Origin of the sequence: Shewanella sp. ECSMB14101 (assembly GCF_000773485.1) — a bacterium.
GTDB classification, from domain to species: domain Bacteria; phylum Pseudomonadota; class Gammaproteobacteria; order Enterobacterales; family Shewanellaceae; genus Shewanella; species Shewanella marisflavi.
In genome coordinates, this window is the sequence record NZ_JSFF01000001.1 from 237,190 (window position 1) to 258,539 (window position 21,350).

Genomic DNA, 21,350 nt, shown 5'->3' on the forward strand with positions numbered 1-21,350 from the left:
CTTTTGCTAGGGCTCGCCTTGTTTGTTTTAGCCCTTAAGGCATGACGCTGTGTTAGCCGTTGACGGCGATGATGGAGGGGCGTTGTTCCATCTTGGCGAGCCAGGCGGTGAGGTGGGGCTGGTCGTCGCTTGGGGTGATCTCCAGGTGTTTGATGAAGCTCATCATTACGTAAGCGGTGATGTCGGCGATGGAGAATTGCTGGCCGGCCACAAAAGGCTGCTCGCTGAGCTGTTTCTCAAGCGTGGGTAGAAATTCTATTACGCGCTGGCGGGATTCTTGGCCCCAGGCCTCGACGCAGCGCTCTCTGTCTTCATATATCTTGGTGATGTTTCTAAAGGCCTGAAAGGCGACGAACAGGCCTTGCAGCTCACAGATCCGCTGCCACATCTCAACCTGTGCCTTCTCCAGCGCCGTATCGCCAAACAGTGAGTGACTTGATGTGGTGATCTCGTCGAAGTAACGACAGATAGCAACCGATTCACATAGGCTCTGACCGTCGTCGAGTTCCAGCACCGGAATGCGGCCATTGACGCTAATGGCCTTAAATTCATCACTTAGGTTGTCACCCCCGCGCAGGTTAAGACTCACGCGCTCAAGACCTATCTCTTGCTCGTTGATGCCAAGTTCCTTAAGGAAGATATTGACGCGTCTGGCGCTGGGGGTCATGGCTAATTCGTAGAGTTTCATCTATCCCTCTCTGACTCTTGTGAAAGTTGTTGTGGTGGTCTCAGTTGAAGGTTTTTGCTTTAACTGAACGCTCGTTTAGAATAGAATCTAATTCATAACTGAACGTTCGGTCAAGAAACTTGTTGCGAACGCTTAACTAGGGTCTGTTGAACTTTTGCGTTTATTTTTGCAGCATTCTGTATCGATTTTATACAAGGCAGAGCGATTGCAGTGTAGTGTGCTACATCAATGAGTGATAACGCAGGAGAAAAATGATACAGACGCTGCCCGAAGGGTTCGTCTTGAGTACGTTCAACTTTTTGTTACTCGGCTTTTATATAGAATTACTATACCTCAAGCCTGGTGCCTCAATTTGAACGTACTCAATTAGAACAAAATTTGTTCTCAAAAGATAAACAGACCCTATAAACTCAGAGCAAAATCATCTATGGCGAGAAGTTGTAATTTTGATAGGCAGGAGAAGCTGATAGCGGCCATGGAGCTGTTCTGGCAGAAGGGTTATGCCGATACTTCGGTAGCGGATCTGGTCGAGCACCTTAAGATCAATCGTTTTAGCCTGTATAACAGCTTCGGCGATAAGCTTAGCCTGTACCGTGAGGCGCTGGGCTACTATTTCAATAACCACGCTATGCCTAATCTTTCACCGCTGCTGGCCGAAGAGGCGGGCCTAGACGAGATAGTGACCTACCTTGAAGCCTTTATCGTCAAGCAATCGACCCAGCCTTTTGGCTGCTTCTTGCAAAATGCCGTGCTGGAAAAATACCTCAGCGATGAGGTAGTGCAGGGGATCTGCGCCCGCCTGTTCGATGAGCTGCACCAGACGTTTGAGCGTGTGCTCGGCGCCGCACAGCAAAGGGGTGAGTTAGTGGCCAGCGCCCAAAGTGCGCAGCTGGCCAGCTTTTTGGTGATGCAGATGCAAGGAATACGCGTGTTGGGCAAGGCCAGGCAACAGGCGCGTATCGCCCAGGCGCGTGAGGTGCTCATGAGCTATCTTCATTCGCTTAAATCGAACACACCTGTCATCTAAGACCGATTATTTGGCACCTTTAATCAGAGGGATGCCGTTGGTGCCGACCGGAATATAGACAGTGGTATGGTTGGGCGAGTCGGCCATCTTCAATTGGGCATTAATCGCCTCGTGTTGCAGATAGTTAGGCGTTAGGGTCTCGTTGATGATCTGCTGCGCCTTGGCTATCCCCTTGGCCTCTTCGATACGGATCTCCGCATCCTTCTGGGCGATCTCTTTCTGGGTTTCTTTCTCCGACAATAGCTGCTGGGCGGCGAGTTTTTTCTCAACCGCGATAGCGACTATGTCGGGGTAGTTGATGTTACCGACAATCACATTGTTGAGCTGGAAGGGTGAGGTCTTGAGGTAGCCGTTGAGTTTGACCGATACTGCCTCGGCGATCTCCGAGCGGTTCTCTTTTAGCGCCACACTGTCATAACGCTGCACCTCGTCACGTACATAGGTACGGAAGGTCTCGCGCACGAAGCGGACATACCAGTTTTCAGCGCCATATTTTTCCACCACCTCTTTTACCGTGCCTGATTTGATGGCGATCACCGCATGAAAGTTAAAGCTGATATTGAGATCGTCCTTGGCGAGGATCTTAAAGTTTTCCGTGTAGGTGTTGGGGCGCATATCTATGTTGATCACCTCGTTGCGCCACAATGATACCCCATAGTTGCTTGGGCCAATCAGGGTGCCGCGATAGCCACCAGCGCCAAAGATACGCGGTTTCTCAAACACATAGCCCTCTTCTCCCGCAGGGGTGTTGGGGTTGGTACAGCCCGTTAGGCCTGTGGCCAGAGGCAGTACGATAATCAGCGGCGCAATAAATTTTAAGCCTTTGGCGTTAAAGCCTTGCGGGGGAAATAGCTTGTTGGGTTTGCGGTTAAACATTAAAAGTCCTTTTTAATAATCAAGATCCAGGGCAAAACAGAGGTAGCCCATCAGTTTATTGACCTGGCTGAATTGCTCGGCGCACCAGGTATCGAAGTGGTTGGCAAACAGCTGCTGTGGGTCGAGTGGTTTGATAGCGATAAAATCTTTGCGTTTAAGCTCATCTAGCATGGGGTGATGCTTGTCATAGCCCTTGGGCGGCCGCTGCAGGCTATCCCCCTCCATGACAAAGCCCGCAGCGCTGAGCTGTTTAAGCGCTTGTTTGTAGGCATTAGGGTTGTCGTCGATGCAGCTGCGAATTTGGCTTAGCGCCTTGCTGTCGGGGTGCCAGATCCCCGCGCCGAGAAAACAGCCGTCGTTGGCGATATGCAAATACAGTCCAGGAGCGTGTACATCTTTTCCCTGAAAATGGCGAAACTGTATGCCGACGTTAACCTTATAGGGGGTCTTATCCTTGCTAAAACGGGCATCGCGCTGAGGGCGCATTAAGCTGCCGCCGACCTTCTTAGGCACGGCAGTCAGCCGCGGCGAGAGCTGCTTGATATGAGGCGCCATAGCATCGATAAACTTGAGCGCGGGAGTGCGTACCTTAGCCTCATACTCGGCTTGATGGGTCTTGAACCATTCGCGCTCGTTATTGCTTGCCAGCTTGGCGAGAAAATCGAGACAATCCGGGCTAATTAGCGCTTCCTTGGGGGCTGATGTGGTCATAATCTATCTAATAAAAATCAATATCTTGAATAAATTACCATAATAGTTCCCTAGAGTGTTAATACCGCTTGCTGAGGAATAAGGTCACTCGTTATAAAGCGCGATAGCTATGCTATAGTGCTCGCAGCCATGATTGACTGTGATGACAGGAAGAAGAGATGAAGATTTGGGTCGATGCCGATGCCTGCCCCGGCGTGATTAAAGAGATACTGTTTCGCGCCGCCGAGCGCGCCGAGATTGCCGTGACCTTAGTGGCGAACCACGCCATGCGTATTCCGCCGTCGCGCTTTATTCAGCTGGTGACCGTCTCCTCCGGCTTCGATGTGGCCGACAATGAGATAGTGCGCCGCGCCGCCCCAGGCGATCTGGTGATCACCGCCGATATCCCTTTGGCCTCGGAGGTGATCGACAAGGGCGCCTTGGCGCTTAATCCAAGGGGTGAGCTCTATACTGAGCAAAATATTAAGTCCATTCTCAACATGCGTGACTTTATGGATACCATGCGCGCCAGCGGCTTACAGACCGGCGGCCCGGCGGCTATCGGTCAGAGTGAGAAGCAGGCCTTCGGTAACCAGTTGGATCGCCTGATCACTAAGCACCATAAGCGTTAAGCTGCGCTGCCACTCGATTAATGAGCGCCTGTTTGGCGCTTTTTTTGTGGCTAAAAGTGAGTACTTGCTGACGCCTCAGTGCCTATCAAGATGGAATATCTGCTGCAGGTGAATGAGGCGAACTTCACATAACTACTTGATTCTGATTTTGTTTCTCTTGCGCCTTCTGTTCAAATCGATTACCTTAAAACAAAAGTTTGCCATGCGAACATTTGTTTGTTGTGGCGAGCGATACCTATGCTTAGAGAGATCGCCTGAATGACGGAACGTGAATTAGAAATCTTAGCACTACTCAAGCAAGACCCTTTGATCCCACAGCAGGAGCTGGCCGACCGCATTGGCATCAGCCGCTCAGCGGTGGCGGGACATATCATGAATCTGACCCATAAAGGGGTTATTCGTGGCAAGGGCTATATTCTGGCAGAAGCCAGGTATGCCGTGGTAGTTGGCGGTGCCAACATGGACATTCTCGGTCGCCCCGCGTCTAGTCTGCGGGTGGGGGATTCTAACCCGGGTAGCGTAAGCTGCTCGCCTGGCGGAGTGGGGCGTAACATCGCCGAGAACCTGGCTCGCTTGGGGTCTGATACCCGTTTGATGACCGCCGTGGGTAAAGATGCCTATGGTCAGCAGATCGTCGAGCATTGCCAGCGCGCCGGTATCGACATGAAACCTAGTCTCCAACTGAGTGATGGCGTGACCTCAACCTATCTTTCCGTGCTCGACGGCGATAGCGACATGCATGTGGCGATCAACGATATGGCGATTCTCGAACGCCTGAGTGTGGATGTGCTCAAGGCTCAGCAAGCCATGCTAAAGCGGGCGAGTCTTATCATAGTCGATGCCAATCTCAGTGAGGCGGCTTTAGCCTATCTGCTGAGTAACTTTGCCGATATTCCGCTGTTTGTCGATACGGTTTCCTGTGCCAAGGCGGAGAAGATCAAGCCCTATCTTAGTGCCGTGCATACCCTTAAGCCGAACCTCAAAGAGGCGGAGCAGCTTTCGGGGGTCTCAATCGCCAACTACAACGAACTGCCTACGCTGGCCAACTGGTTCCACGACCAAGGCGTTAAGCGCGTTTTCTTGAGCCTGGGAGTTGACGGCGTCTTCTACAGCGATGGTCTGGAGCAGGCGCATATTCCGGCCATTCCAGTTGATATGGTCAATGCCAATGGCGCCGGTGATGCCTTCCTGGCGGGCCTAGCCCACGGCTTTATTCAAGACTGGTCGACTCGCAAGTCGACCGAGTTTGCCATGGCGGCGGCAGTGGTTGCCCTGTCGGATCTGGCAACCATCAATCCCAATATGTCAGAAATATCAGTTAACCGAGTTATCAAGGAGTCTCTATGTTAGCGCAGTACCTAGATATCAACCCTGAAGTGAAAGCGGCACTGGATGCCGGCCGTCCTGTGGTGGCGCTGGAATCGACCATCATCTCTCACGGTATGCCCTATCCGCAAAACGTCGAGACCGCTCTTAAGGTGGAGCAGATCATCCGTGACAACGGCGCGGTGCCAGCCACCATCGCCATCTTAAAGGGGCGGCTCAAGGTGGGCATGACCCATGACGAGATCGAGTATCTGGGTAAGGCGGGCCAGGCGGTGATCAAGACCAGTCGCCGTGACATTCCCTTTATCGTTGCTAAACAGGCCGATGGCGCGACCACTGTGGCCTCGACCATGATTTTAGCGGCGATGGCTGGCATCAAGGTATTTGCCACCGGCGGCATTGGCGGTGTGCATCGCGGCGCTCAGCAGACTTTTGATATTTCTGCCGACCTGCAGGAGCTGGCTAATACCGATGTGGCCGTGGTGTGCGCTGGCGCCAAATCGATTCTGGATATCGGTTTGACCCTGGAATACCTAGAGACCCAAGGTGTGCCGGTAGTGGGTTATGAAACCGAGACGCTACCTGCTTTCTATACCCGCGAGAGTGATTTTGGTGTCGACTATCGTCTGGATACGCCTAAGCAGGTGGCCGATGCTATGACGGCCAAGTGGCAGATGGGTCTCAAAGGTGGCGTGGTGGTGGCCAACCCTATTCCGGCCGAATATGCCCTGGATAAGGCAATGATCGATCAGGTGATTAAAGATGCCGTGGCAGAGATGGACGCCAAGGGGATATCAGGTAAGGCCTCGACGCCATTCCTGCTCGCCAAGGTGGCCGAAAAGACAGAGGGCAGCAGCCTGGCGGCCAATATTCAGCTGGTGTTTAACAATGCCAAGTTGGCGGCGCAGATCGCTTGCGAGTACAGCCGTTAATTGCTAGCAATAGGTATAAAAAAGAGCGCTTAGGCGCTCTTTTTTGTGGGGTTACGGGCAGTTTATCTTGAGGTGACTTTCATTAGTGAGTAGCTCATCGCGGATCAGCCTGAGTAGATAGGTCTCGCGCTCGATAGACAGTCCCTTCTTTTCGCTGTGGGCCATAGTGTGCTCGTTATGGGCAATCGCCTGGTGTATATCGATCCAGACCGGGCGCATGCCATTTTGCAGCTCATGGCTCTCAAGTTTGGTATCGCCCAGCTGTTCGCCAATGGTGCAAACAAAGCAGAAAGATTCCATCTGCACAAAATCGAACCTAGGCTTGTACCAGGGACGAAACTCTTGATAGCGGCCGAACTCGCTTAATATCTCAATAGTGTGGGCGCCGGTTTCCTCTTCCAGCTCGCGCATCAGGGCCTGGCGAATATCTTCGCCCTCATCCACGCCGCCACCGGGAATACTGTAATCGTGATAACGCGCCGTGTAGAGCATCAAGATTTCACTGCCCCTGAGCACTATGGCGCGCGCCGCGCGGCGGGTGAAGCCTTGCCCGACTATCGCATCGGGCGTAGCGGCATTAAGGTCGGGATGGATAGTGGATTTAAGCAGGTGCATAAATGGACTCGGTTGAAGATGATAAAGAGCAAGCCTTAGATGCCAAGTTGATTGAGCTGAGCTTGGTAATCTTGAATGGCGCGGCTGAGCAATTGGCGTTGCTCGATTGGATTTTCGCCCCTAAGCACCTGGGTATAGTGGGTTAATAGGCGAGTAAGGTAGGTTTGCTGAATCGCCATGGGCGCCGATGACCATAGCCCATCGCCAATCGCCGTGATGGGATGCTCTGCCTGACGCGCCAGATGTAACAGCTCATAACAGCGCTTATTTTCGCTGATAAGTCGCTCATCGAAGCGCTTTAGCCCGAGTGCATTGAGCCTCTCTCGGAGTTGATAGGTGTGATGCACAGGGCAGAGCAGAAATTCGATTTTTTGCCCTAGGGTATCGGCTTTTTGCTGAATAGCGCTCACCAACTCATAGGTTAGCTCACCACCAACGCCTGCGATGATCACCAGATGGGCCGCATCGGTAACATAGTTATCAAGCGGAAGTTTGGCCACATCCATGCAGTGCACCTGCCAGTCGGCGCTATCTGGTCTTGGCGGATAAAAGCGCCTTAGCTTGTCGGTGAGGCCTTGCATGATGTCCGGCACAATATCGACAAAATGTATGGTCGGTGCGGCCTGGCGTTTTAGCAGGGCCGCGCCGAGCAGGCCGTGATCGCAGCAGCAATCCCAGATATGGCCGTAGCGACTATCGACCATGTTCTCTAGCTGAGTGAGGCGTTGACTGAGTTTCAAGCGGTGGACTCGTTATAACCTTAAAGAGGGGCTCTTGGCATGACTGGCGTGAGTTTCCTGCCTTGCGTTACAGCAGGTCGATTTCCAGCAGAATATCGGTGCAGCCTTTTTTGCAAAACACGCCGTAGTGACCGGTTTTTGCCTTTTCGGTGGGCACGACTAACTTTAATGGTTGTTTGCAGGTATCACACTGGGCGCTGTTGCCCTTAAACAGTCGCTTGATCAGATTTTTCTGCTCGTTAAAGGACTTCGCCGTGGTCTTGTTGATGGCGGAGAAATCTAGCTTCTGGGTGTTGCTGCTACTTGGCTCTGTCATGCTCAATATCATCAGTTGATAAATAATGGCACTAGTATACCAGTCTGAGTTTCAGGCAAAAGGGGGTCTATGGCCTATTGTGGCCATATTAACTCTGGGAGCCAGTCTATATTAGTTAGCTATACTTTAGAGCAAGCGAAGGTATATAAGGTTGAGTGACTGGTTATATGCGTAAGTTCTCTGTGTCTGTGGCGCTATTAATGTTTTGCTCTGCCTGGGTGAGGGCTGTTCCTCTTGAGGTCGTCGCCATTAACTACCCACCGTTTACGCAAGAGTCCCAAGCTGATGGCGACCATGGGACGGCGTTCGGTATGCTGGCACAGGCGTTAGCCGATTCTCAGGTTACCTTGAAACCACAGTTTTATTCTGCCGCCAGGGCCAATAAGTTGATTCATTCTGGGCAATGGTGCGCCAGTTTCTATCCGCCTAAGCAGGCCTCATCTAACTATGTTCATGTTCCCTTATCTAGCCAACCAGTTGAGTTGGGCTTATATCGTAAGCGTCAAGCAGAGCCTTTTTCCTGGCAAGACTTGTCTGATCTAGCGGGCAGCCGCATCGCCTTTTTAAGAGGGTTTTCTCGTGATGGTCTGGGACTTAAGTTTAATCAGGCGGGGATAACCCTGTTTAATGTGGAAACGATTCGCCAGGGATTACAGCTGTTGCTTAAACAGCGAGTCGACTATGCCTTTGCCGATAATATTTCAGGCCCCATGCTCTTTAGTGAGTTGGGTGTTGATGCTAAAGACTATCAATTTTCCTCGACTTTGCTGGACAGTACACCCGTTGGCATCTGGCTAAATCTTGGCTGTGACGAGGCGGCTAAGGCGCGAAGAGACCTCAATGTCAAGGGGTATTAGCCTGACTTATCCTGGCTGTAGTGCTGGTGTTTGTTTGATAGTTAAACCTTATGTGGAAGGAGAGAAGACTAAATCAATCATAGTCCAGAAGCATTTAAAATGTACCATGGTGCAACATATGTTTATTTATTGTTAATATCTTGTTGCTATTGAGTTGGTGTGATAGCTTGTTGCTTGTTGTGTGGTAGTAAATGCCAAATTAGGTCGCAATATAAGAGAGATATACCGCGGCATTTGCTATTCAGGGAAGTTTTAATAAAAGACTCTTAACAAAATAAATATAATGGAGAGACCTCTATGAAGTTAACTAAATTGGCAAGTGCCGTAATGGCGTTAAGTGTAGGCCTGTCAACTCAGGCATTTGCCGATGATGATCGTTACATCATCCAGGTAGACAATGGCAGTAAAGGTGTTGTTAAGGCACTGGCAAAACAGTTAGGTGCACAGATCCATGTAGACGGTAACGGCTTTATTGCTGCGACCTTTGCTGGTAAAGATCTTGCCCAGGTCAAAGGACTGTTAAACAATCCACACGTTAAATTAGTAGAGGCGGATCAGCGTCGTCATCTGATGGGCTTTAGCGATGATGCGGGCAATCCTATGACTCAGCAGGTAACGCCTTACGCTGTTTATCAATCGCAGGCAGATCAGGTGGCCTTCAATGCCGCTGCTGGCATGAAGGTATGTGTTATCGACTCAGGTCTGGACGCGTCTAACCCAGATTTTGTGTGGAACAACATCACTGGCGACAACGACTCAGGCACAGGCAGCTGGAACGTTAACGGTGGTCCACACGGTACACACGTTGCGGGTACTATCGGTGCGGCCGACAACAATGTGGGCGTGATCGGTATGGCGCCAGGCGTCGACATGCACATCATTAAAGTATTTAACGCTGAAGGTTGGGGTTACTCATCTGATTTGGCTCACGCCACTAATTTGTGTAGTGCGGCCGGTGCCAACATCATCAGCATGAGCTTAGGTGGCGGCGGCGCTAACTCGACCGAATCTAATGCCTTCCAGGCGTTTGTTGATGCGGGCGGCCTAGTGGTTGCGGCAGCAGGTAACGACGGTAACAGCGTTCGTTCATACCCTGCGGGTTATCCATCTGTGATGATGGTGGGCGCAAACGATGCGAACAACAACATCGCCGATTTTTCTCAGTTCCCATCTTGTACTTCGGGCCGTGGTCCTAAGGCCACTACAGACGAAACTATCTGTGTGGAAGTGACCGCTGGTGGTGTCGATACACTGTCTACATATCCGGCAGGTATGGCAACCGCAGCTAACCTAACCGCTGATGGCGCTTCATTTGCCAGCAGCGCGATGGAAAACTCAGGTTCGGTTTCAGGTAGTACCTATTACATGGGCACCGCCGAAGCGACCGATTCGGGCGCTAACGGTAATATCTGTGTGATCGACCGTGGTGTGATCTCATTCCATGACAAGGTTGCTAACTGTGAGAGCTCTGGTGGTATCGGCGCGATCATTATCAACAATGAGCCAGGCATGTTGTATGGCACCTTAGGTGACACCAACAGCACTTCAATCCCTGCTGTCGGTACAGCGCAGGAAGATCGTGCGGCGCTATTGGCGGCAAGCACGGCAACTGTGGATATCGGTACCTCGGATTATGGTTTCATGAGCGGTACTTCTATGGCAACGCCTGCCGTATCAGGCATCGCCGCCCTGGTTTGGTCTAACCATAACCAATGTACTGGTAGCGAGATCCGTGCGGCGCTGAAAGCGACAGCTATGGACAGTGGTGCAGCGGGTAAAGATGTGTACTTCGGTTATGGTATCGTTCAGGCTGCAGCCGCCGATGCTTACCTGACAGCTAACGGCTGTGCTGGTGGTGACAATGGCGGCGGAACAGGTGGTGATTTCACCCTGTCGGCAAACGGCTACAAGAACAAGGGCGTTAAGACAGTGGATCTGACTTTCTCTGGCGCCGCTGGTGCAAACGTAGATGTTTACCGTGATGGCAGCATGATCGCGACCACTTCGGCAAGCAGCACCTATACCGACACTATCAACACTAAAGGTGGCGGAACTTACACTTATAAAGCTTGTGATGAAGGGACTACGACCTGTACTGCTGAACAGACAGTTGTCTTCTAAGTAAAGCTTTTGAGTCACACTAAAAACGCAGCTTAGGCTGCGTTTTTTTATGGTTAACTCATTACCCAATAAATGGGAGCAATGAATGGGCCGCAAATGAATGCGTGATGCCCTGAGTGTAAGCGGCTAAGTGTTCGCTTTGCCCAGTTTTCTTTGCAGATCTTGCTTGACTATCTCTAATGCCGCCAGTGCTACATCTGGTTCAATCTCATGACTCTCCAGAAGATAAATAAGGTTTACGGCGAGTTTTATGTCGTCACTCGCGTCATCAAGACCTGTCTTAGCTGTGGTCGAGTTATCTGCTGCTTGTGTCATATCCTTCCCTCAAATGTCTGCTGTCGATTCTCACATAGGCCGTCGATGGGAACAAGTTACTTAGGCTGTCCCTTGTACGCATCTATGTGTGGCTAAATAAAAAAACAGGCCATAAATGGCCTGTTTTTAGGGTGAGGAAGCGATACGAGATTAGTAGGTATATTTTGCTTCTAAGAAGACGTAACCACCATTAAAGCCAAATGGCGTATTGGTTAATGGATAGACGAAGATACCATTGAAGTTGTTGCTGTCCGGACGCTTCTCTGGATAGACATCAAACAGATTTTGCGCCCCGGCGGTAAAGCTCAGCGCCTCAGTTGCCGCATATTGCACTGACAAATCCATTACCCATTGGTCGCTATAAGTTACATCGCCAGAGGAATAACCCACGGTGTAATCGCCAAAATAGCTTAGACGAACGTTGGTTTTGAAGTCGCCAAGCCTATGGGTGAGTCCCAGGTTGCCTGTGTTGTTTGGCGTGGCCGAGGTCATACGGGTTTGTTCGATACGATCGAAGAGTTCTTTACCTACGCCGTCTAAGACTTGCGGGAAATGAATGTCTTGAATTTCCGTTTTGTTATAGGCATAGGCCAGGTTGGCCTGCAGATCGCCCCAAGCACCGATATCAAAGTCCTGGCTTATCACCAGGTCAACCCCTCGGGTACGGGTATCGACGGCGTTAATGAAGAAGCGTGCCGATTCGGCATTCGTGCCAGCCAAGGCTTGTGCAACGGCCGGTGAATCATCTGGCGTGACTGAGCTCGACAAGATGATACGATCATCGACCGATATCTGATAAGCGTCCAAGGTCAGTGCCAGGCCCGCGTCATTACGATAGACCAGACCGAGACTGAAAGATTGTGATAACTCTGGCTCTAGCTCATTGATCCCTAGCCCTTTTGTCACGGGGGATAGCGTGTTGAAGGTACCCGACTCTGTCGGTACTAACTGACCCGTGACAGGATCAGGGTTAAACAGGGTAGAGATATTGCTGAAATACAGCTGCTGTACACTAGGCGCTCTAAATCCTGTGTTGATGGTGCCGCGCAGGGCCAGGTTGTCGGTAAAGTCATAACGACCCGCTAGCTTCCAGCTGGTGTTGTCGCCGAAGTCTGAATAGTTTTCGTAACGCAGCGCCGCCGCCCAGTAAAAGCCATCGGTTAATTGGTTTTCTAGCTCGACATAAACGCCCGTGTTATCTCGAGTCTCGTCGACTTGAGTTTCTGGGGTAAAGCCCGAAAAGCCCTGGCTGCCAGCGGCGCGATTATCAAAACCCCCATTGACGTAGGAAGCAGTCTCGCCTGCTTCAATTTGGTAACCATTTTTACGCCATGACACACCCGCGGCAAAGAGGATCTCTGAGTCATTTGCAAAGGAGAAATAGCGCGACGCATCGACATTTACATTGGTTTCACGGGTCGACAAAGTGCCTGCATCAAACTCGGTTGGGCTGTCGGGGCCTAAAGATGCGTTTAATGAGTTAACAATATTGTAGTTAAATGAATTCTCGCCATGGCCTGCGGAAGTATCTATGTTCCATTCACCCAGGCTGAACTCATAGCCAAGTACTAACGAGGTATCGATAATTTCAGGGTTGATCTGGGGTAAGAAACCATCGGGATAAACCTCGGTTAAGTTACGTTTATCCAGGGCTCTGCGGTAGAAGGCGCCAGATTTGGTTTCGCGTTGGCTCACGCCACCGAAGGCGTATAGCTCGCCGTTGTCCGAAATAGCCTTGGCTGCGTTGATGAACAGCCCTAGGTTGTCGTATTCGGCATCGCCAACTTGGTGACTCTTGCGATTAAAAGTGGCTTCGCGAGGATCCGGCGAACCATCGGCTAGCTGCGGATACTGCTGGCGAGGATCTAGCCCTGCGCGGTTAGTGCTATTTTTATGGTGGGCCTCGAGAGAGACATTAATGAAGCCATCGTCACCCAGGGCTATGCCGTGGTTGGCGCCCACTCGCCACTGTTCACCGTCACCCGCGTAGGTCTGGCCGGCTTGTGCCGATACGCTACCACCTTGTTCACTGTCTTTTAGCACCACGTTGATGACGCCGGCAATGGCATCGGAACCATATTGCGCCGATGCGCCGTCGCGTAGGATCTCGATACGCTTGATAGCGGTCATCGGAATGGCGTTTAAGTCGACGTTAGATGAGCCTTTACCTACAGTGCCACTTAAATGGACCAATGCCGAACCGTGACGACGTTTACCATTGACCAAGACTAAGGTGTGATCCGGTGACAGGCCGCGCAGGCTTGCCGGGCGCACCGCATCTGAGCCATCGGTTACCGATGAGAATGGAAAGCTGTAACTTGGTGCGGCAAATTGCAGTGCCTTAGCCGTTTCTGTCATCCCCGTCGATTCGAGCTGCTCGGCGGTAATAATGTCCACTGGTGCCACACTATCTGTGGCGGTACGTAGTGCGATACGTGAACCTATGATCTCGATTTTTTCGAAGCTGGCTTGTTGATCTAAGCTGGCTTGTTGATCTTCAGCGTGGACGCCAGGAAGGATGAGTGCAGATGACACTGCTAATGCGGAAACAGCTAAGCGCATAAGGCCTCTTAATAATTTGTATGTAAAACAATAATGAGAAGCGCGGGATATTATCACTGTAACAATTGTTACATTTAGAAGGATATGTACTAACTCATTGCAGACGGTTCTATTGGGAGCTCGCAATAGCGTATCGGAGGGCAATCTTATGTCGCCTAACGCCGCTACAGAGCTTGATGACGTTTTTAACGGATCTTTGCGAGCGTTTTTGTATGGACCTATGAGTAGCTCTTTCTGTATGAGCCTTTCTGTATCGGTCTTTCTGTATCGGTCTTTCTGTATGGACCTCGCTGCATGGATTTAGGTATCGCCTTAATCCAGGCTGGAAGATTAACCTCGCGGCCTCCAGATAAGAGTGCACTAAGCATGAAAAACGACGGCTGCTTTGGGTAAGCAGCCGTCGTGTAAAAGACTCATCTGGATAGATTATTCAGCATGGTTTATTCAGGATAGCAGCGAGTCACTGTCAGCGGTGCACTGCGATGCTTCTCGGAATCTGTGACAAAACACTTATCACCGCTTATCCAAAGCTGCACGATTTGTGGCAGCTCAAAGTTGCGGCCCATTAACAGCTGCCCGTTAGGATCCGTATGGGGACTGCGCTCCAGGGCTAATCGACTGTTTTGAGTGAATGCATCGGCGGCTAGGGTCACCTTCTCCATCTGTAACAGTTTGGCGATGGCGTTTTCCAGCTCAGTCAGACTCTCAGCACTCGGTTCGCTGACTATGGCAGGTACTGGGGCAGGCACAGGGTCTGGCAAAGCAGCGTCTTGTGCCTGCAGTGAGCAGCCAAGGAGGGTTAACGGCATTAAGCCGATCATGATACGAACTATGCGTTTCATCATAAATCCTATTCAGGCTGAGTCAGAATCCGGCTATTTAACAGCAGATTTTGCTTGCGCGTATCTTCGAGAATGTAACCTGTGTCGATAAATCCTGGTTTGACTTGGCTACGTGCTGCGCTTGCAACCTGGGCTGGACAGAAGTTGCTATCGCGATAGTAAAGCGCCGCCGATAACAGACCTTCATTTTGGTCACCTAAAGCGTGGTTGAAGTCATCAGCCACATCACAACCAGGTACTTCGCTTGCTAGCGTTGGATTGCTGCTGGGGACAAAGCCGTCAGAGTAATCACCAAAGCCTTTATCGTTCTCACCCTTAAATTGAATGGTGAAATAGGTGGTGCCACAGTTTGGTGTTGGGTAGAAGCCATAGGGCTTACCACAGGTGGTGCCGCCAATTTGGATCACCTCAACATCGATACCGCGCAGGCTGTTGATCAGTGCCTCACTGGCTGAGCAGGTGTTGTCGGTCGTGAGGACAAATACTCGTGACAGATTAAGTGTCGGTAAACTCTGACCGCTTGATAGAAGGCCTGGATTAAAGCCAAGAGACTCATCGATGAAAGGCATTGGGGTCAAGGTTTGGCCTGTGACAGGATCTTTGGTTGGGTATTTGTCGTTAAAGGTGCTGCGCTCAAAGATACGATTTTGTGTCGCTTCTTTACCGGCAATCATATAGCCCAGCTGGCTGGCCATGGCCAGTAAGCCACCACCGTTGTATCGCAGATCCAGCACTAGGTCGTCAACCTTAGCGGTTGCCAGAGTGTTGATGGCATCGAACAGACCGCGCTCAGCGGTGGCGATGTGGGAATTGAACTGTAGATAGCCCACATTACCTGTTGGGGTGCTCACAACTTTAGTATTTTGCACTGGGGTTGAAACCACAGTTTGCGCCGTCAGTATCACATCTCGGGTCTGACTTGCGCCCAGATCTTGTATCGTGAATCGAGTCTCTTGTCCGGCATCGCTAGGGAACAAGCCATTATTTAAGGTATTGATTGACGCCATGTCATTGGCATCTTTTACGCTGACGCCATCTATGCTAACGATGACTGCCCCGCGGGCGATATTGGCATTGCTTGCAGGAGTGTTTGGTTCAGTGTAAGCAACGGTCACTTTTCTGTCTGTGGTGGCAGTGAGCTGCTGAAGATGAACACTCATGCCATAGCCGACCGATGCACCCGACTGATTAAGTTGTTCCCATTCGCTGGTAGGCATAGAGAAATGGAACTGGTCTTTGGGGTTGCCTGATGGCGATAGGTTTTCGGTTTTCAGTAGGCTGAAATATTCCAATACCTGATAAGGCGCCGGATCTCTGTCGATTATCTCGCTGTACCAGAGGTAGGTGTCGTTACTCCACGAACGTAACCAGAGTTTCTCCTTGAGACCCGTATCGCACTGAGCCGCTAACTGTGTATAAGGGGTAAATTCACCCTCGACCCATGTCACCGTGCCGCCCGACCCCGTGCCGATGGAACCGCCGTTGCCAGAGGTATCACTACCGCTGCCTCCTCCACTACAGCCAGTGAGCAAAAGGCCTGAAGCGAGCAGGCTTGTAAACAGAGCATTAGAGATTGACTTCATAAATAATCCTTTATTCTTAGACTCTTGTAACTTGGCACGTTGCGATTGTTATCGGCTCTTGCAAGTGGATACGCGGCTGCAACATAATTTTCACTATCTTAGCTAAGATTTGTGAGTAGGTATAGCCTGAGCGCGAGAGTGCGTAGACCTTTGTGGTTTGTTTTTGAGCTAGTTTGTAGACGATCCATAGAAACCAAAGGGGGTGACGCCTAGTGATTCAATATAAACCGTCGATAACACAGTAGAAATGGCTGATAAAAGCGCAGAGAGCACGATTTTAATGTTTTATCGGTCACCCTCTACAAAGCAGTATCAATTGCAGCGCTTTATAATTCACTTTCTATCTCCTGTGCTGATACGACCGCGATGTATCGCTCTGGTGGTAGACAATACCCTAGATAACAGAGTCATAGTGGCTTAAAGGTAAATAGAACCTAGGAAATAGAGTTGCAATATCAATAGGCTATGATTAAATGAAATGAGGTCTTCTGGTAGCCGGTTGCCATAGTTAACAAGTTGAATCCATGATGAATAATTATCTGCTCGATCTCATTGCTGTGATCTGTTTCTTTAGTTGTTGGATCGGGTACGCCCGCTTTGCCCGTCAGAAGGCTAAGACAACCAACTGTATTGCCCGTTGTTTGCACCAGCACAGGGTGCATTGGATGTATCAGTTACTTGGGCGCGAGGTGAGGGTGGCCGAGGCCGCATTACTGGCTAACTTAGAGCGTAATATTACCTTCTTTGCCAGTACCACTATGTTGGTGCTCGCCGGTGTGTTAACCCTGTTTGCTCAGGTCGAACGCCTGGAGGCTGTCATTACCTCAATCCCACTGACGGCGCCCCCTGTGCATCTGCTGATCCAGTTAAAATTGGGTATTTTGACCTTTATCTTTGTGATGGCCTTCTTTCAATTTACTTGGTCTATGCGTCAATATGGGTTTCTCAACGTGATGGTGGGGGCGACTCCGGTTGATAAGAGTGGCAACGACGAACGTCTCAAGGATTACGCCTATCAGATGGCGATAGTACAAGATAGGGCCGCCCATGCTTACAACTATGGCCTGCGTTCCTACTATTTTTCGATGGCGGTGCTGGGGTGGTTTTTCCATCCACTGCTGTTTATCGTCTCTAGCCTAGTGGTGGTCTATACCCTGTATCGCCGCGAATTTAAGTCCAGAGCGGTGCAGGCGATCACTCACGGGATGTTGATCCTCGATGAGCGCGAGCAGACGAAAGCAGCCAGCACTAAAGGCCTTTAATTATTAAAGGGGTATTGATTTCTGCATCTGGATGGCAAGTTGTAACCTTTGGGTTTCACTTGTTATCTGGCTGTTAATTGTTGTTTTTGATAATGTTTTTTTGCTTAGCTTTTATGAAGTTTTTATTGCGCTATTCCTAAACTATGGCTTATCGTTAGCGCCGCTAGGAGAGCACAGGATATTTATTCTTATAAATATCAGAAAATTACAATGGATTGAGTCCATCACCTTTCTATTTTTATCTTTTATTCTCCTAGCTTCATAAATATAAGGGAATACATTGATGAAAAAATCAGTAACAGCCGTTGCCATTCTTCTTGGTCTAAGCAGCATGAGCGCACTCGCGGTGCAAGACAACGCCTTTCAACACGAAGCTGGTTTGAACTACCAGTCGAACTCTGAAGAGTTCGGCGATGGTCTGTGGAAAGCAAATTACCGTTACTATGTGACGCCAGTGGATCAGAGCAGCAGCCCATACGTCCTAAATGGCTTCCTGGCGCAAAGCTCTAATCTGGGTGCTTACTACAGCAACTTTGACGATGCCGACCTGGACTCTTACGGCATCGACGGCACCTATGTTTTCGCCTCTAAGTGGTTTGTTGGTGTGAACTATCAGAAGCACGACTATGCTCACTTCGATTTCGACACCTATGGCGCCGAAGTGGGTTACTACTTCAACGACTCTTCAGCAGTTTCTGTCTTCTATGCCGATGGCGATGAAGGTGTCGAAGAGCGCTACGGTGTGAAGGTTCGCAGCTATATCGCGCTACAATCTACTGCCGGTGTGGATCTACAGGCTAACTGGACTCACAGTGACAATGACGACATGATCAACCTGGGCGCCGATTGGTATGTGAACAATGCTTGGTCTGTGGGTCTGGGTTATACCGATACAGAGTATGATGATGCATTTGATGTAAGAACCGCTTACTGGCTGCGCATTTCTGATAACGTCTCGGCGAACTTCCAGGTCGCGCGCGTGTTGGATTCTGACTTCGACGGCGTAAACATTGGTCTTGGCCTAGTAGGTCGTTTCTAAGACTAAGCCATGATTTGACTGTAAGGCCTGCTGGCGCCCTGGCTTGGCAGGCCTTTACTTTTACTTTGGCGATGCCGAATGTATCGCTGGGGTTGTTTTACCATCGCCTGTAAACCTTACTCTGCTAACCGATTGCTTTAACCTCGGCATCTTAAAGCCAAGTCTTAACCCACTTTGACTTATGGTATTCAGGCTTACTTCACATGGATTCAGGCTTACTTCACATGGATTGAGGCTTTAACTGCCTAAAACTCTGTGGAGTCAAAGGTCTTCTGAATCTTTATCACCTCGGGGAGCGCCTCATTTAGCGCGGCGACACAGCTGGCGTCTAATTTGTCTCCAGACAGTCTATTCAATTCGGCAAAGGCGTCGGCGTTCGTCCAGGCTGATTTATAGGGACGTTCGCTAGTGAGCGCGTCAAATACATCGGCCACCGCCACAATTCTTGCCTCAATGGGGATCGACTCACCGGCCAACCCGGCAGGGTAACCCTAACCGTCTATGGCTTCATGATGATAGAGCACGATATTGCGTAACACCTGAGTGTGATCCAGGTTGCTCAAGTGGTAGTTACAGAGCAGCTTGTCGATCAAGTTTCGCCCCGCCTCACAGTGTTTTTGCATCTCTTTGCGCTCTTGTGAGGTGAGTGGGCCACGTTTAAACAATATCTCGTCGGGCACGGTGATCTTGCAGATATCATGTAGAGGCGCAAACAGGAAGATATGTTCGATAAAGTGGTCGTTTAAATTTCTGTCATCGGCAACGCGTTGAGCGATCAGCCGAGAATAGTGGGCCATGCGGCTGAGATGGCCAGCGGTTTCCGGATCGCGAAAATGGGTCACATCGATGGCTGTTTTCATGGTCGAGGCGAGGGTCATGACCTCGCTTAATTCGTTGATCACCATTAGTGCCAGCAAGTTGCCGATAAGATCTAAGTGTTCAAGACAGCGTTTATCGAAAACATCTTTATCTTCGCTATTAAAGAAGATAAAGCCTAGCAGGTTGGTGCCAGACAGCAGCGGTAGGGTATAGCTACTGCGATAGCCTGCCTCATAAATCTTGATGGCGTGTTCGTGTTGGCTGTCCTCATAGATGCTGAGGTCTTGTACTACTCTGGCGGCGCGGGATTTGGCTATCTGTAATAGCGAGTGGCATTGACTGAGATTGGCTTGATAATGATTGAGCGGCGAAGGTTTACCGCTGTAAATAAAGGTGCGTACGAGATCGCTTTCTTCGTCAAACAGAGCGATGGCAATGCGAGTGATTTGTGGCAATTTTTCTTGTGTGGAGGTATGCAAGTGAGCCAGCTTGCTCATGAGTGATGAGTGATGAGTGATGAGTGATGAGTGTTGATTAAGATCCGTAGAGGTGTAGTACATGTGCCGCTCCCTTGCCATGCGGGTCGCTTGTTAAAGCCAAATGTCGCCAATACTCATTATAGTCAACAGATATGCATAGTTAGCACTATACCAAGGTATTAGCTAAAAAAGGCGTAAAAGCATGACCTTAATCAAGATACCGAGCCAATGGCCCGGTATCTGAGGTCTGTAAAGGAAGTTTATAAAAGACGCAGGGAGATGGGGTTATAGCGCCTTATCCAGGGCTTGAGACACATCCTGAATAATGTCATCGATATGCTCAATGCCAACTGAGATACGAATTAGGTCTTCTGATACCCCCGCCTTTGCGAGTTCCTCACCGTTGAGCTGCCTGTGGGTGGTGGTCGCCGGATGGCAGGCTAAGGATTTGGCATCGCCTATGTTCACCAAGCGTAGGATCATCTGTAGCGCATCGATAAAGCGTCCACCGGCGGCTTTTGCTTCTTCGCTGGTTTCGGCCTTGATACCAAAGCTTATGATGCCAGAGGCCTTGCCAGAAGTGATCTTCTCACAGTTACTACGATAGGGACTGTTTTGTAGTGCACCATAGTTGACCCAGCTTACTCTTGGGTCTTGTTCGAGAAACTTCGCCAGCGCCAGTGCATTATCGCAGTGGCGTTCCATACGAAGGGCCAGGGTTTCTAATCCTTGCAGCAGCAGGAAGGCACTCTGAGGGGCGAGGGCGGCACCAGTGTTGCGCAGCGGCACCACGCGGCAGCGACCAATAAAGGCCGCCGGGCCGAAGGCCTGGGTGTAGACCACACCATGATAGGAGGGATCTGGTTCGTTGAGTAAGGCAAAACGTTTAGGTTGCGATGCCCAGTCAAACTTACCTGAGTCGATGATCACCCCGCCTATGGTGGTGCCGTGGCCGCCAATATATTTAGTGAGCGAATGGATAACGATATCGGCGCCATGCTCGAAGGGGCGACAGAGCACCGGAGTGGCAACGGTATTATCTACGATCAGCGGTACGCCATGCTTATGGGCCAACTCGGCCAAACGGGCGATATCGACAATATTACCCGCCGGATTGCCGATAGACTCGCAAAACAGCGCCTTGGTATTGTCATCGATATGGGCTTCCAGCGCCTCGAAATCGTCGAAGGCTGCCATGCGCACCTCTACTCCTTGCCTCGGCAGAGTGTGGGCAAACAGATTATAGGTGCCGCCATAGAGCTGACTTGTGCTAACAATGTTATCGCCCACTTGGGTTAGGGCTTGAATGGCATAGGTGATGGCTGCCATCCCCGAGGCGAGCGCCAGTGCGCCTATGCCGCCCTCGATAGCGGCGAGACGCTGTTCGAGCACATCTGTGGTGGGGTTCATGATGCGAGTGTAGATATTGCCTGGCACCTTAAGGTCAAACAGGTCGGCCCCATGTTGGGTATCGTCAAAGGTATAGGAGGTGGTTTGGTAAATGGGAACCGCGGCCGCTTTGGTCGTCGCTTCCGATGTATAGCCGTGATGCAGTGCTAAAGATTCGAGTTTCATCTTGTTCATCCTATCCTGAGTAGAAAACCTGTGACCAAAAATGACCATAGCATT

At 50.5% G+C, this 21,350-nt stretch carries 19 protein-coding genes and 1 pseudogene; 8 read left to right on the plus strand and 12 right to left on the minus strand.

The features are described 5' to 3' along the window. Positions 1-52: 52 nt before the first annotated feature. Complete coding sequence (locus NY07_RS01100) at positions 53-688, minus strand: glutathione S-transferase (protein WP_033537492.1); 636 nt, start codon at positions 686-688, stop codon at positions 53-55. Positions 689-1,115: 427 nt separating this feature from the next. Here NY07_RS01100 and NY07_RS01105 point away from each other — a divergent pair, with 427 nt between their 5' ends. Beyond that, a complete protein-coding gene (locus NY07_RS01105) occupies positions 1,116-1,715 on the plus strand; it encodes a TetR/AcrR family transcriptional regulator (protein WP_033537493.1) in 600 nt (199 codons plus the stop codon). 6 nt (positions 1,716-1,721) lie between these two features. On the opposite strand, the gene NY07_RS01110 is transcribed toward NY07_RS01105, so the two are convergent. After that, positions 1,722-2,591: an SPFH domain-containing protein gene (locus NY07_RS01110; RefSeq protein WP_235363873.1), complete on the minus strand. Its 870-nt coding sequence runs from the start codon at positions 2,589-2,591 to the stop codon at positions 1,722-1,724. 12 nt (positions 2,592-2,603) lie between these two features. Further along, entirely contained in the window at positions 2,604-3,302 is a 699-nt protein-coding gene (locus tag NY07_RS01115; RefSeq protein WP_033537494.1) for a DUF2461 domain-containing protein, read from the minus strand. A gap of 158 nt (positions 3,303-3,460) precedes the next feature. Here NY07_RS01115 and NY07_RS01120 point away from each other — a divergent pair, with 158 nt between their 5' ends. From NY07_RS01120 to NY07_RS01130, 3 genes are all read left to right on the plus strand, one after another. After that, on the plus strand, positions 3,461-3,913 hold the full coding sequence (locus tag NY07_RS01120; protein ID WP_033537495.1) for a YaiI/YqxD family protein: 453 nt from the start codon (positions 3,461-3,463) through the stop codon (positions 3,911-3,913). Positions 3,914-4,171: 258 nt separating this feature from the next. Next, entirely contained in the window at positions 4,172-5,263 is a 1,092-nt protein-coding gene (locus NY07_RS01125) for a PfkB family carbohydrate kinase (protein ID WP_033537496.1), read from the plus strand. Then, positions 5,257-6,171: a pseudouridine-5'-phosphate glycosidase gene (locus tag NY07_RS01130; protein WP_033537497.1), complete on the plus strand. Its 915-nt coding sequence runs from the start codon at positions 5,257-5,259 to the stop codon at positions 6,169-6,171. Before NY07_RS01125 ends, NY07_RS01130 begins: the two co-directional genes overlap by 7 nt. Before the next feature lie 51 nt (positions 6,172-6,222). Here NY07_RS01130 and NY07_RS01135 read toward each other — a convergent pair whose 3' ends face one another. The 3 genes from NY07_RS01135 to NY07_RS01145 all read right to left on the minus strand — a co-directional run bounded on the left by NY07_RS01135 (position 6,223) and on the right by NY07_RS01145 (position 7,842). Continuing rightward, on the minus strand, positions 6,223-6,786 hold the full coding sequence (locus tag NY07_RS01135; protein ID WP_033537498.1) for an NUDIX domain-containing protein: 564 nt from the start codon (positions 6,784-6,786) through the stop codon (positions 6,223-6,225). A 35-nt stretch (positions 6,787-6,821) separates the two neighbouring features. Next, positions 6,822-7,526 carry a tRNA (adenine(22)-N(1))-methyltransferase gene (locus NY07_RS01140; RefSeq protein WP_033537499.1) on the minus strand — a complete coding sequence of 235 codons (705 nt, stop codon included), beginning with the start codon at positions 7,524-7,526 and terminating at the stop codon, positions 6,822-6,824. 67 nt (positions 7,527-7,593) lie between these two features. Beyond that, positions 7,594-7,842, minus strand: coding sequence for a hypothetical protein (locus tag NY07_RS01145; protein ID WP_033537500.1), 249 nt, complete (start codon positions 7,840-7,842; stop codon positions 7,594-7,596). A 155-nt stretch (positions 7,843-7,997) separates the two neighbouring features. On the opposite strand from NY07_RS01145, the gene NY07_RS01150 reads away from it, so the two are divergent. Next, on the plus strand, positions 7,998-8,699 hold the full coding sequence (locus NY07_RS01150; RefSeq protein ID WP_140946873.1) for an amino acid ABC transporter substrate-binding protein: 702 nt from the start codon (positions 7,998-8,000) through the stop codon (positions 8,697-8,699). A gap of 297 nt (positions 8,700-8,996) precedes the next feature. After that, a complete protein-coding gene (locus tag NY07_RS01155) occupies positions 8,997-10,820 on the plus strand; it encodes a S8 family serine peptidase (RefSeq protein ID WP_033537502.1) in 1,824 nt (607 codons plus the stop codon). A gap of 126 nt (positions 10,821-10,946) precedes the next feature. Here the strand turns inward: NY07_RS01155 and rsmS are convergent, their stop codons facing one another. From rsmS to NY07_RS01175, 4 genes are all read right to left on the minus strand, one after another. Further along, the gene (gene rsmS, locus NY07_RS01160) at positions 10,947-11,135 is read right to left on the minus strand and encodes a pleiotropic regulatory protein RsmS (protein ID WP_033537503.1); all 189 of its coding nucleotides are present in this window, start codon (positions 11,133-11,135) and stop codon (positions 10,947-10,949) included. Positions 11,136-11,285: 150 nt separating this feature from the next. Further along, complete coding sequence (locus tag NY07_RS01165; RefSeq protein WP_033537504.1) at positions 11,286-13,697, minus strand: TonB-dependent receptor plug domain-containing protein; 2,412 nt, start codon at positions 13,695-13,697, stop codon at positions 11,286-11,288. 440 nt (positions 13,698-14,137) lie between these two features. Beyond that, positions 14,138-14,539, minus strand: coding sequence for a hypothetical protein (locus tag NY07_RS01170; RefSeq protein ID WP_033537505.1), 402 nt, complete (start codon positions 14,537-14,539; stop codon positions 14,138-14,140). 8 nt (positions 14,540-14,547) lie between these two features. Beyond that, the gene (locus tag NY07_RS01175) at positions 14,548-16,122 is read right to left on the minus strand and encodes a S41 family peptidase (protein WP_033537506.1); all 1,575 of its coding nucleotides are present in this window, start codon (positions 16,120-16,122) and stop codon (positions 14,548-14,550) included. Between the two features lie 524 nt (positions 16,123-16,646). Here NY07_RS01175 and NY07_RS01180 point away from each other — a divergent pair. Together NY07_RS01180 and NY07_RS01185 are read left to right on the plus strand one after the other, a co-directional pair. Next, positions 16,647-17,384 carry a DUF599 domain-containing protein gene (locus NY07_RS01180; RefSeq protein WP_373681767.1) on the plus strand — a complete coding sequence of 246 codons (738 nt, stop codon included), beginning with the start codon at positions 16,647-16,649 and terminating at the stop codon, positions 17,382-17,384. A gap of 283 nt (positions 17,385-17,667) precedes the next feature. Beyond that, positions 17,668-18,423, plus strand: a complete 756-nt coding sequence (locus NY07_RS01185) for a putative porin (protein WP_033537507.1) — start codon at positions 17,668-17,670, stop codon at positions 18,421-18,423. 245 nt (positions 18,424-18,668) lie between these two features. On the opposite strand, the pseudogene NY07_RS18855 reads toward NY07_RS01185, so the two are convergent. Both NY07_RS18855 and NY07_RS01195 read right to left on the minus strand, forming a co-directional pair. Further along, positions 18,669-19,820: pseudogene (locus NY07_RS18855) on the minus strand (HD domain-containing phosphohydrolase). A gap of 186 nt (positions 19,821-20,006) precedes the next feature. Beyond that, positions 20,007-21,296, minus strand: coding sequence for an O-acetylhomoserine aminocarboxypropyltransferase/cysteine synthase family protein (locus NY07_RS01195; RefSeq protein ID WP_033537508.1), 1,290 nt, complete (start codon positions 21,294-21,296; stop codon positions 20,007-20,009). Between the last annotated feature and the right edge of the window lie 54 nt (positions 21,297-21,350).